The sequence below is a fragment of the Clostridiales bacterium genome (assembly GCA_017961515.1).
In the GTDB taxonomy this organism is placed as follows: Bacteria; Bacillota; Clostridia; order Acetivibrionales; family RGIG10202; genus RGIG10202.
In genome coordinates this window covers 23,720-36,413 of sequence record JAGCXC010000046.1, presented here as the reverse complement: position 1 = coordinate 36,413, position 12,694 = coordinate 23,720, and the positions used below count along the sequence as shown (strand labels likewise).

9 protein-coding genes and 1 tRNA gene are annotated in these 12,694 nt (G+C 31.2%); 2 read left to right on the top strand and 8 right to left on the bottom strand.

The genetic code is table 11. The features are described 5' to 3' along the window. Positions 1 to 28 precede the first annotated feature (28 nt). From J6Y29_03155 to J6Y29_03140, 4 genes are read right to left on the bottom strand one after another with little or no spacing between them, the layout of a single operon-like run. Positions 29 to 2,848, bottom strand: a complete 2,820-nt coding sequence (locus J6Y29_03155) for a hypothetical protein (GenBank protein MBP5426876.1) — start codon at positions 2,846 to 2,848, stop codon at positions 29 to 31. Between the two features lie 46 nt (positions 2,849 to 2,894). Further along, positions 2,895 to 4,232 (bottom strand): hypothetical protein, encoded by a 1,338-nt coding sequence (locus J6Y29_03150; GenBank protein ID MBP5426875.1) that lies wholly within the window; start codon positions 4,230 to 4,232, stop codon positions 2,895 to 2,897. 18 nt (positions 4,233 to 4,250) lie between these two features. Next, positions 4,251 to 5,240, bottom strand: a complete 990-nt coding sequence (locus J6Y29_03145; protein MBP5426874.1) for a hypothetical protein — start codon at positions 5,238 to 5,240, stop codon at positions 4,251 to 4,253. A gap of 30 nt (positions 5,241 to 5,270) precedes the next feature. Then, on the bottom strand, positions 5,271 to 6,269 hold the full coding sequence (locus tag J6Y29_03140; protein ID MBP5426873.1) for a hypothetical protein: 999 nt from the start codon (positions 6,267 to 6,269) through the stop codon (positions 5,271 to 5,273). A 128-nt stretch (positions 6,270 to 6,397) separates the two neighbouring features. On the opposite strand from J6Y29_03140, the gene J6Y29_03135 reads away from it, so the two are divergent. Next, positions 6,398 to 8,281, top strand: coding sequence for a DNA topoisomerase 3 (locus J6Y29_03135; GenBank protein ID MBP5426872.1), 1,884 nt, complete (start codon positions 6,398 to 6,400; stop codon positions 8,279 to 8,281). Positions 8,282 to 8,296: 15 nt separating this feature from the next. Here the strand turns inward: J6Y29_03135 and J6Y29_03130 are convergent, their stop codons facing one another. The 3 genes from J6Y29_03130 to J6Y29_03120 all read right to left on the bottom strand — a co-directional run bounded on the left by J6Y29_03130 (position 8,297) and on the right by J6Y29_03120 (position 9,740). Further along, positions 8,297 to 9,016, bottom strand: coding sequence for an AAA family ATPase (locus tag J6Y29_03130; GenBank protein MBP5426871.1), 720 nt, complete (start codon positions 9,014 to 9,016; stop codon positions 8,297 to 8,299). A gap of 51 nt (positions 9,017 to 9,067) precedes the next feature. After that, positions 9,068 to 9,151: transfer RNA gene (locus J6Y29_03125), tRNA-Leu, on the bottom strand. 346 nt (positions 9,152 to 9,497) lie between these two features. Further along, positions 9,498 to 9,740, bottom strand: coding sequence for a hypothetical protein (locus tag J6Y29_03120; GenBank protein MBP5426870.1), 243 nt, complete (start codon positions 9,738 to 9,740; stop codon positions 9,498 to 9,500). A 580-nt stretch (positions 9,741 to 10,320) separates the two neighbouring features. Between J6Y29_03120 and J6Y29_03115 the strand changes: the two genes are divergently transcribed. After that, entirely contained in the window at positions 10,321 to 10,956 is a 636-nt protein-coding gene (locus J6Y29_03115) for a hypothetical protein (GenBank protein ID MBP5426869.1), read from the top strand. Between the two features lie 283 nt (positions 10,957 to 11,239). Here the strand turns inward: J6Y29_03115 and J6Y29_03110 are convergent, their stop codons facing one another. After that, entirely contained in the window at positions 11,240 to 12,673 is a 1,434-nt protein-coding gene (locus tag J6Y29_03110) for a hypothetical protein (protein MBP5426868.1), read from the bottom strand. Positions 12,674 to 12,694: the final 21 nt, after the last annotated feature.

Below are 12,694 nucleotides of genomic sequence, written 5' to 3'. Positions count from 1 at the left end.
TTATTTTTTGCCACATATTTACTTCTTTTTATGACTTACCTTCATAATTATTTATTAACTCTTGTAACCTTTTTCTGTTTCTTTCATCTTCTCTTTTTTGTCTTTGTTGTTCTCTAATTTTTTTATCATTTGATGTTGCAACCGCATTATCTATATCCTCTTGTGTATACTTATATGAACTATTTTTAGCTCTACTCTTCATTTCTTCTATCATCTTTTCGTCAGAACTACTTATTTTATTGCTTTCACTTTTCATCATTTCATCATAGTCATTCTTCCTACTTTTAGCCATTTCATAACACGTTTTTTTATCTTCTTTGCATTTATCAATAAATACTTGTTGCTTGTCTATCTTAGCCTGAATTTCCTTATATGCATCACTATTAACTTTAAGCCTTTCTTTTTGTTTTTCTAGTGAACTTATTTTCTTTGTAGCATAATTTATTTTGTATTCGTTATCCATATATCTATTGTAGATCTTTTCTTCTTCTCTCCTTCCAACTGAATGCAATCTCGAATCTGCTCCTGGAGATAGCTTAACAATAGCATCAGTTGCAACTTCGAATGATTCTTTATATGCACCTAATATATTATCTAAATTATTTTTAGTTAATATCTTTTTTCCAAAATCAACTATATTACGATCAACACCGGCAATATCTGATGCCACATTCATAATTAATTTCGACTTATTAATCTTAAATTTCTGTTGTTTTTCTGCTACATAAATATCATCAGCATTTTTATTTACTGTAGCATACATGTCTCTTTTCTCTTTAAGCGCATTTTTCTTGTCTTCTAATAAAGATTTCTGATCCTCCAACTTCTTTCTTTCTTCCCCTGTTGCTTTTGCTATTTTATTATCTAGATTTTTTATCTTATGATCATATTTGTTAATCTTTTCATTCAATTGTTGTATCTTAGTCTCGTTTTTATCTTTTACTTTACCTCTTACTGATATTAGGTCAGTTGAATCTTTTGCTATACTCTTCTGTAAATTTTTAATCTCAGCATCAACCTCTTTGTAGTGATTACGAAGCTCTCTTCGTTTTTTCTCTATCTCAAAAGATATATTCATTGCTGCATCAACAAAACCTCTTTTCTTAAATTTACCTAATTTATCATCTTTATTTGGATCATCTATAAATTCTTTTTTAAGTGCCATATATTCCGCATTGTTTTCTAGCTCTTTCTTTGAGAAAAATTTACTTGCAAACATCGCTTGTCTTATTTGCTGTTCCTTCGATAACAACGAATCTATTTCTTTTTGTATCTCTTGTCCTTTTTTATCTACTTTTAGCTCATCTATCTTCATCTTCTTATCTTCAATTTTATTCTTCACTTTATCTAGTCTTCTTCTTCCGCCTTTTCCTTCCTCATATTCTTTTTCCTCCTCTTTTTTATCTTGTATCTTCTCATTAAGCCTATTTATCCTGTTATTACATGATCTAAGTTTATCCTCAAACTTCTTCCTATTCTCTTCGCTTAGATCTTTACTCTTTAATTTATCTTCATATTTTCCTTTTTTCTTCAATTGTTCCTTAAGCTCTTGTTCTCCCGTCAATTTATCTAATTTCTTAATATGCTTATCTAATTTCTTCTTATATAATTCATTTTGTGGATTTTTATTCAGTCCTTCTTGATACATCTTAACCTTTTGTACTTCTTTTAATCTTTTTCTTATTATTCTATTCTTTTGCATCTTATTAAGTTTTCCTGCTACTACCAGTCCCATTGTGAAATAGCCTTTTGTTTTTTCCCAACCTGTTTGCATCATACTAGTTCCAGCTCTTATAGAATTTATGCTACCCTTAACAGATAAAACAGACCCTCCTGTATTAAATCCTAATTCTTTCGCTATATTTTCTGCTTGATCCATTATAGACAAAATTCCAAGCAACATGCCCGTTGCAAAGATAAAACTAGTTTGGCCATTAAATCCATGTACAGCTCCTGATATCGTCAACTGTCCTCCATTACTCAAGTATAAAAATAGTATTACAAGGACAAGTGTTAAGTTATATACGAAATACATAACAAGTACACCAACAAAAGCTTTTATCCATCCTTCAAATATATGTTTTGTATTCTTGGATACACCGCATGCAAATGTAAGTGGTGATATCAATGTTAGTATAAATAATGTAACTGCTCTTTCTGCAAATTTAAATACAACCAATACGATATTGTAGTCAATGTACAACAAGACAAGTCCTTGTATTAACGTCGAAAATGTACCAAAGCTCTTAAGTGCCGAACTATCCAATTTTAATACCGTTCCTAAACTTCCCAGTATCATCGACATTACGTTAGTAAGTGACATATCTTTATTTAATCCCATTATATCCGAATCATATATAATACTAAGCAATCCATTCACAACAGGCGAATATATAGATACTATTATCATATTTATAATATCGTATGCCTTACCCACAAGTATTCCATATATTATAAGGCGAACACCTAGTTTCATTGGATCGTCTGTCTCTATTCCACCAGATTTAAAAAATATTTTAAATAATTGCCACAATACTATTAATATTATAATAGATAGTCCCACTATCTGCGTCGCGTCTTTAAATACACTCAATACATTACCGAATTGTGTTTGGCTATTGGTAAAAAATGTTTCATCTATAGCAAAATTAACCCTAATCTTCTTGATAAGCCATAATGCTGTTGTATGCATTAAATCTAGGATAAGTGAAAATCCCAGATTAACAATCAAGAACACTACATTTAGAAATGTCTTAATAAGACCAGATATTATTTCAACTACTACACCACTTATTCCAGTCCTAATGCCAAGATCTATAGTATCTTCACTAAGAATATCTGTATCCATAAAGACCTAACTCTCCTTTCCTCTAAAAATAAATCTTGTCTTCATATCAATAAGTTGATTCATCATCATACACAGTTGTCGGTTCACTTTCATCACTAAAATTCGTTAATGCACTACTTTCATCGCTAAAATTCGCTAACACATCACTTTCTTGACCAAAATTAGTTAATGGGCCACTTCCTGGCGTCATAAGAACACTTGGCGGCGTATTTTTAGATTTATTATATAAATCTTTACCCTTGTTATAAGTATTAATTGTTTTAGCACCAATTACGCCAGCCACCGCCAAAGCTCCTTTTGTGAATGTCCCCATGGATGTCGTAGTATTACCCAGGAAGCTAAATCCTAATTCATCTATCAAATATGCTGCGTTTTTACCTAATTGCACAATTGCCCATATGGTACATATATATTTGAATGTACAACCGTCTTTTAGCATATAAGTTGGTGGTACCCAATCACCCAAGAAACTCCAGCCTATCTGTTTCTCTGTCATAAAATCTGTAACTTGGAACAAAAGTGCCATAACTAAAAACTGAAATATGTTGTACAGTATACTACTTATAAATAAGCTAATCCATTTAGATAAGATATTACTAGTTGATTTTACAACACCACACGCAAAACTAATTGGCGATACCAGAATCATAAATATTAACGTAACATATTTTTCTGCCATGGCAATCCCCAATTTTAAAAGTTCCAAATCTATCTTTAATATAAATACAAACTTCACAATATCAAATATTCCTAGCATATCCCCTCCTGTGCTAAATGCTGAAAAGTTTAAATTTTCCATAACATCGAACATGCCACTTATTTTATCTTTTACACCCATTTTTTGGGGTATTAAATTTTGTTCTATTACTTCCTCTCCATTTTTTATTGTTACTGTCGCAAACGTATTTATTTTGCCCAACGCTTCCACTACTTCAGCACCAACTCCCACACACTTTACGCATAAAGTTTTGCTACTGTAAATAAGTGTTGCAAAAATCAATAACTTACAGGCAATTTTAAATCCATCCTCAACTTCTGTCTGTATAAAATGTGCAAAAAATGTTTTAAACAGTTGCCATGCTGCTATAAGTCCTATTATCCCAAGTCCTATTAACATCAATTTTTCATGGCAAAAGTTTAGTATTAGTCCCATTAGTTCATCATTATTAAATATATCTTTTTTTAAAATAAATACACCATATATTTCAGTGATAAGTGGCCTTAACATGCATGTGTGGAATAACCATACCATTGCATCAACAAAAACTGCCACAATAAGATTTATGCTAACATTAAATATTCCCAGGATCATTGATACCAAATAATCTACTAAAGCCGTAAATATACTTGTTAAAGATCCCGCACACACAAGCCACATAATCATATCTCCTTTCTTAACTATTTACTTAAGTAACCCCATTCCTTTCCCTATCAAACCAGAAACTACACCCGTTCCTCTTCCTATTGTCCTTCCCGCTTGGAATCCTAATTCTTTTATTAACTCATCTGATTGTTGTATTAAACTTGTAAATGCTATCAAAATAATAGCTGAACGTAAAACGTTATACCTAGTATTCATTAAAATTGTCCCACTATTTTCAAGTAAAATCTTTATTAAAAAATACTTTATAAATACACTTGCAAGAGTTCCTGAAAATAATTTCACCCATGCAGTAAATATTTGGCTAGTGGATTTTGCCACACCACACGCCATTGATAATGGTGATATAATAATCAAAAATCCTACACGAATATACTTCTCCGCAAGATCTATAACTACGGATATAAGTTTTAAATCTATTATTAATAAAGACAAAAACATAATCAACTGCGGTACCTTACTTAGCAATGCTTCCTGCAAAATCGCACCTGCATAAGCACCTAAATCAAAACTTTCAAACCTGTTTTTAAGACTATCCAACCATGTAAAACTAAATTCCTTTATTTCTATTACATCCATAAGCTTTTCAAAAAGTCTTATTGAATATCTACATATATTTTTTGACTCCCAAACCAATGCAGCAAATATCATAATTTTTATTCCTATCTTCCAAGGTTCCTCTGCTTCAGACGATAATCCTGCATACTCAAAAAATGTTTTGAATAAGTTCCATGCCACTATTAACGCAATAATGGAAATCGCCATTGATCTAAAATTGGGCAGATATGTGTTAATCATTAGAGGAACAACGTCCGCTTTATCATCAAAAATTGATTTTTCAGTTATCATAAATAATCCCATTACATTCTTTATAACAAATACACAACCTGCATGCACAATTGTGAATATAAATGTAATAATAATATCAATTATGCTTGTCATAAGTGGTATTATGAATTTTAATATTACTGATATTACTTGTAATGCTATATTCCCTATGGTAGACATCATTCATTCTCCTTTCATTTATTGCCTAAATTTCTACTTGGTTAATCTCTTAAGCATCATTACTCCAGCTATTTTTGTATTCTCCCCTATACCAAAATGCAATCTTATTCCTCCTGATAGGCCAAATTCAGATAAAATTTCTTCTACTTTATCAGTCACCATAGCTACAGCAAAATAAACAAACACTAAACTCCAATCAAACCTACTAGCTGCACCTATAACACTAGAATAAGCATTTAATACCCTAAGAAGCGTAATTTGGAATAACTGCATTGCAATACCACCTGCAAATAATTTTATCCAAGACGACAATATGTCTGATGTTGATCTAGATACACCAAATGCAAATGCAAGCGGTGATATTACTATATAAACAATCATATTTACGTACTTTTGCGCAAATAGAAGAATAAACATAAGCATTTTATAATCTATAAAAAGAATAATTATGTCCTTTACAATTGAAAATGCAAGTCCTGAATTCCCGTATGATGTTATGTAATCTTTAAGATTAGTTATTATAGCAAAACTCGTATTAGCCGCAACTGTTCCACTTCTGTCCGTTTGCTTTATTTGCCTATTTTCAACTTTAGTTTCTATTTGTCTTATGGTAGTCGTCATACTAGCAACTGGTCCTGTTATTATAAATTTACATAATCCATACGAACTTCTTATTAATGTAGCAAATATAACAATTTTTATTGCTATTTTCCACGGCTCTTCTATATCGTTGTTTAAACCTGCGTAACCCCAAAAAACTTTAAATAACTGCCACATTGCTATTAAAGAGAGTAATAAAATTGATATCGTAACAATTTCTTCTCTAGCAAAATTCAAAACACTTAGCACAAAATTATCATTGTACATTTCCTCTCCTATTATAAAATCAGAAGTACATGCGTTTATAACCCATGTAAAAGCGCAATGTAAAAACAATGTTATCCTGTCTAATATCCACCCAAATGCCTTGCTCAAATAACCGTCTATACACATCATAAGAACCATAGCAAGTATCACTAGTAAAGATATCACTCATATCACCTCTCTTTATGACCCATTTCAAAAAAATATATCGGTCATTGTAATCAAAAATATTACTTGATGTTATTACTATTTTTGTGATACACTTTTTACTAGTGGTATATTTAGGAGGTATATTATTGAGCAAAAAATTATTAATAACAGAAAAACCATCCGTCGCGACAAGTTTCGCTAAAGTTTTGGGTCTTGCTATTTCGAAAAGTGATCGCACGCTTGGCTTTTGTGAAAATGATAAATATATAATAACATGGTGCTTTGGCCATCTTGTTACAATGGTGTATCCCGATGGCTATGACAAGCGCTATAAATTTTGGAATATAGAAGATCTACCTATTATTCCATCTGAATACAAATATACTGTCATAGATGATGATGGTATACGCAAACAGTTCGACACTATCACGAAATTATTCAATCGAGAAGATGTTGACGTAATATACGTATGCACCGACAGCGGACGTGAAGGAGAATATATATATCGACTGGTGTATCAAGAGAGCAAGTGCACTAAGCCAGCTCTTCGCGTATGGATTTCTTCCTATACAGATGAATCTATTTTGGATGGTCTTAAAAACGCAAAAGACATATCAGACTACAATGCTCTTTCCGACTCTGCGTACAGTCGTGCAAAAGAAGATTGGCTATTTGGTATAAATTTTAGTAGATTATACACTTGTCTCTACGGAAAAGAACTCTCGTCTTATTTGCATGAAGAAAAAAGTTCTCTAATTGCGATAGGTCGCGTTATGACATGTGTGTTAGGTCTAGTTGCCAACAGGGAGAATGAGATAAAAAACTTTGTTCCAAAAACCCATTATGAGGTTGCTGCGCACTTTCACTCACGCACAAACAATGTAGACTATACTGGCAAATGGACCACAAAAGACAAAAATACTGATGATGATATGCCAAAAGAAATTGCACAAAAACTCATAGATACGCTATCCAACAAAATTGGGTGCGTACAAAAAATCACCTCAAAGAAAAAAAATGAGTTACCACCTTTGTTATTTAATTTGGCAGAACTTCAATCTGAAGCTAATAAAAAATTTAAGATACCGGTGGATAAAACATTAGAGATAGCTCAAAGTCTGTATGAGAAAAAATATATTACTTATCCTAGAACTGATAGTCGTGTAATAACTACAGATATTGTGCCAACATTACCTGAGATTTTAAATGGCTTATATAAAAATACACACTTTAAAGAATACGTAGCAAAAATAAAAACGTTTGGCACATTAAAAATTACTTCAAAAACAAAAAGATACGTAGACAATAGCAAAGTATCAGATCACTATGCCATAATTCCTACTTACGTATCGCCTGATGTAAATAGACTAGATGAGAATACCAAAAAAGTATATTGCCTAATTGTACGAAGATTTTTGGCTATGTTTTATCCAAACGCCATATACAACACAATCAAAGTTGAAACACTAATAGACAATGAGCTATTTATTACTAATTCCAGAACTCTAGATACTATTGGTTGGAAAGAAGTATACAATATGCCATCCAAAAATTCAAAAGAGGAAACTTTGTCTAATCTCGGTGCTCTCACCAAAAAAGAAGAATGTGACGTAACAGGGTTTGATCTTTTAGAAAAGCAAACTAAACCTCCTCTTCGATATACCGATGGATCATTGATAATAACAATGGAAAAAGCTGGTAAGTTTATTGAGGATGAAGAACTTCGTGAACAAATTAAGACATGTGGCATAGGTACATCTGCTACAAGAGCTGGCATTATAAAAAAGCTACATAATATTGGATACATCGACATAAACAAAAAAACTCAGGCTGTAACTCCAACAAAAAAAGGCCTTGCCATAGCAAATCTTGTTAAAAAAACTGCAAAAGAATTATTGGACCCAAAACTAACCGCCAGCTGGGAAAAAGGATTATCTATGATAGAACAAAGTGAAGTATCAAAAGAAGAATTCGATAACAAATTAAAAAACTACGTAATACGTACTATGAATAAAATAAGAGAAACATAATTTAAGTTTAAGCATCTACCCTTCGAATAAGGCTTTTTGCATTCTGGAAGGATTATTCAAAAAATACTTATATATTTGGTAGGCTTCTGTATCTTCATACTTTATTTCTTTTATCTCTTTACTTACTTCAATTATTTGGGCGCGTTCATAAGATAATAATATCGGAGAATGAGTTGCAATTATGAATTGGGATCCTCTCTTTACCAAATCATTTATATAGCAAAGTAGCGTCATTTGACTTTGTGGAGACAATGCGGATTCTGGCTCATCTAAAATGTATAATCCATTATCCCAGAATCTATGCTCTACAAGCTTTAAAAAAGACTCTCCATGTGAACACAAATGTAAATCTTCTCCTCCATAAGTCGTATACACTAGATCTCCATTTTTGCTAATGTCTGTTGCAACATTATAAAAAGACTCCGCTCTTAAAAAAAACTTCGTCTTAGGTACTCCAAATTTACTAATTGTCAAATACTTATACAAATCTGAATAATCGTCATAGTTTGAAAATTGCATATTATCACTACCACCTTCAGGATTCAATCCTAAAGCAATAGCAATGCCTTCTATCAATGTAGATTTACCAGCTCCATTTTCTCCGCAAAAAAAAGTAACAGGACTATCTATCCTCAATTTTTCAAAACCTCTTAAACATTTTATATTAAATGGATATATATTGCTATCTACCTCATCCTTACTAAATCTTATTTCATTCACAAACAGCCTTTTCATCTAACTTCACCCTACCTTTATTGCTGATTGGTCATATATCAATCTTACATCTGGTGCGACCGATGGGACTTGAACCCACATGCATTTAGCATACGCCCCTCAAACGTACGTGTCTGCCTATTCCACCACAGTCGCTCATCTTTAAAATCTCTAGCCCAAGTATCATTCTACTATACTTGCAAAATTAATTCAAGATAATGTTTAAATTCCTGTTGCAAAAACCAGTATCTCTTTGCTTCATGCTTGCGTTGGCATAATATATATGGTAAAATTGTTCGTAGAAAAATTTTATCTACAGGAGGATTATTTTGAATAAACTAAAGCTTGTAGCAAAAGATTTTCTGTTTACTATACAAGGTTTTTGTTTGGCATTACTTACTTTAATCGTAGTGATGTGTTTATTGGTTCGTGTTACGGTATTTAACTGCAATTTTCACCGTGCACTTTTTTTGCGTCATAATGTATGTGTACACACATACAATTATATAAACGACAGTATTGATTGTTTTTCTGACCGGATCTTATCAAATAGTACTTCTGATCCACTCGAATCTGATCTTATCAAGGTAATAAAATCATCTATATCATTACGATTTGTTACATTAAATTTAGAACTTATGCGAAATGAATTGTTCTCATACTTTTCTGGTAACAGAGAATTTTTACCTGATGTATCTTTTCCTAACATAAACAATGCTGATGTAGAAAAGATATCTAAAACCATGTCTTCACCTAATTTAAAAACATTAAAAAAAATAAATGCTAGTACTATTCTACTAACATTTGGTTTTAATAATATTATAAATATTTTGTTTGTAATTAAATTTGTATATTTTTTAATACATCAAATACCATTATATATTTTTATGGTAACACTGACTATCTTTTTTATAAACCTTATATTTATGAAAAGTTCACACTCTATGTATATATTAGTCAAACGTTATTTGATATTTCTAGGGATTTTTTCGTTAATGACTAGTATTGGCATAAGTGCAGTATTATATTACTTTGTGACTAATAATATGTTGCTTGAAAAAATTCCTACCCATTTTTCTGGCATGCTTTGCAACTATACTATTAACCTTGTAATACCTATCGTATTACTACTAATTTTGACCACAATAGTTTCATTTGCCTTAATATTGTTTTTGAGTAAATCATCAAAACTTTTTGAATTCACAAAAAATATTTCGTTCTTATCAAAATTAGAAGAACAAAATAATCATCTTCTATATCCGGTAATATTTATAATAATTGTAATGTGCCTTACTTATAAGCTTCACTTAATATATAATTTAATCATGAATAATTTTAATAATATTGTGTGTCCAAGCGAGGCTGTCGTTTCCGCTTTTGACGAAACTATATATGATATAAAAGTTACTGTAATAGATGCCAAGACAAAAATGCCAATACCAGGCATTGCAGTATCTATGTCTGGTATATCAAAGGATGGTATTTATTTTAGCACAATGGCAAAATCAAATTCGGATGGATCCCTTACTTTTAATGCGAATAAGGGGCATTTTTATTTGGACTTTGTTAGTGATCTATTCCCACCAGAGTATGTTTTGCCTCGGCGTAGCAGAATTAGTTTTGATACAGCTAAAACCATAAATGTACTATTAAAACTTAAAAGTGCTACGTACGTAGATAACAAGTTGGGAAGTGTCTCTATTGAATTTCTTGATTCAACTAATATGCCATACCCTAACATATCCCTATGTCTTATTCCAACAGACAATGCCTCTAAAAATATATACTCTGTATCCAATACTAAAGGTATATCTGTATTCAAAACAAAGCCTGGTAATTATTATGTCGACGTGTTAAAGGATAATTTCCCTTTAAATCAATATCGTTTACCAGACCGTTTTAATATATCTATTGAAGGTGGCACAAATAAAAAGTATGTTATAAAACTAGTACCCTTTTAAATATAATTCATACCATCCTTATAATTAATCCACAAACCTAATTTATCTAATATTTAAATCCCCTCACTTCTATAAGAAGACTTAATTGGGGTAATATGATAAACTAATATTAGTCAAACGAAGTAAAAAAAAGATAATTTGCAGGATTAGCTCATACTGCCTTAACACAATTGGTGCTATCTAAAAAAACTAACTACTTACACGTTGTTTCAAAAAAAAGCCCTACCATCACGCCAAGAATTTTATGGCAAAAATTTGAGGCGTAGGTAGGGTGAGTATGTCACTACCATGATAAAGGAAGATCTGGCTCTTTTTCCATTGTTTTTCTTCTGTGGTCTACGTTATCATTTAATTTAAGTCTTACAATAATTCCTTTTGGCCTATTTTTAGCCTTTGTTTTATTTTTATTAGACGATTTTCTATTTTCTTTCTTTTCCTCATTCTTTAACATCTCTAATATCTCCGCACTTGCTAAACGTCTATTCTTTTCTTTTAAGCTTTTAATATTTGGTACCTCTTTTTCTTTGTTCTCTGGTTCCATAACTTTTACTTCTTCTTTTTCTTCTTTCTTCGGAAGCTTTACCTCTTCTTCTTTCTTTGGAGGCTCTACTTTCACCTCTTTCTTTAGAGTCTCTACCTTTTCTTCTTTCTTTGGAGGCTCTACTTTTGCTTCTTTCTTTGGAAGCTCTACTTTTGCTTCTTTCTTTGGAAGCTCTACTTTTACATCTTTCTTTGGAAGCTCTACTTTTACATCTTTCTTTAAAGGCTCTGCCTTTTCTTCTTTCTTTGCTACTTCTTTATTCTTATCTTCCTCTTTTGCCTCTTTCTTTGTTTCAGTACGTTTATTTTTTAAGCCATCTATTTCACCTTTTGTTGCTATACCATTTTTTTCGAGTAAACTAATTTTTTCATTTATACTATTATCTTTAATCATATCCATTAATACTAATTCTTTATCGGCACCACAACTTATCATATATTTAGCTATATCCCACTTTTTATTTTCAATTGCCACTTTTAAGGAATTATCCAAGCTTGATTTTAAGAATTCCTCAATCCATTCCTGTGCTATAATAGCTTTGTCCATATACCAAGCCGCATCCTTTACAGTTTCTTTTATCTCTTTAACATTAATATTCCTTGCTTTATCTAATACTTCCAATGCCATAGACAACAAAGGATTAATCTTTACAAATTTTTGTATTAATGATTTGCATTTTTTTAAATTTCCTGCTTTTACTTTTTTATCTAAAAATTCATCTATTTTCTTTTTTATCTCAATACCTTTTTTTAATAAATCCCTTTGATTTATTGCACCCTGCACATACTCGTTAATCGTATCTACAAATTCATTAGTTAAAATATTAGTTTTAGCATACTTACTTACTTTTATACTATGCCTTAATAACCACTTTATAGCCATTTTGAAGTTAGCCCCACATTTCATCACAAAAATTGCCATTTCTTGATTGTTTTTTTGGAAAAATCTTCCCAATAAAATACTAAGATTTCCTCCTAACGCCTTTATCAATCTTATACATCTTTTAGCAAAACTTTTATTTTCATTATTAGCAAGCTTTTCTGGATCTAAGTTATTGACTTTATTTTTCACATAACCTGATAATCTTTGAGAATAATATCTTTTATCTCCATCTTCCTTAGTCTCTTTTATATCTTTCTTTAATCCCTCTAGCCCTGTTTTTGAAATTTCTTTCATTCTCTTTCTCCCCCTCTCAAT

Coding starts and splice junctions, on each gene's coding strand:
- J6Y29_03155 (MBP5426876.1), bottom strand. CDS start 2,848: ATGGATACAGATATTCTTAGTGAAGATACTATAGATCTTGGCATTAGG.
- J6Y29_03150 (MBP5426875.1), bottom strand. CDS start 4,232: ATGATTATGTGGCTTGTGTGTGCGGGATCTTTAACAAGTATATTTACG.
- J6Y29_03145 (MBP5426874.1), bottom strand. CDS start 5,240: ATGATGTCTACCATAGGGAATATAGCATTACAAGTAATATCAGTAATA.
- J6Y29_03130 (MBP5426871.1), bottom strand. CDS start 9,016: ATGAAAAGGCTGTTTGTGAATGAAATAAGATTTAGTAAGGATGAGGTA.
- J6Y29_03120 (MBP5426870.1), bottom strand. CDS start 9,740: ATGGTTTTAGATATCTTTTCTACATCAGCATTGTTTATGTTAGGAAAA.
- J6Y29_03115 (MBP5426869.1), top strand. CDS start 10,321: ATGAATAATTTTAATAATATTGTGTGTCCAAGCGAGGCTGTCGTTTCC.
- J6Y29_03110 (MBP5426868.1), bottom strand. CDS start 12,673: ATGAAAGAAATTTCAAAAACAGGGCTAGAGGGATTAAAGAAAGATATA.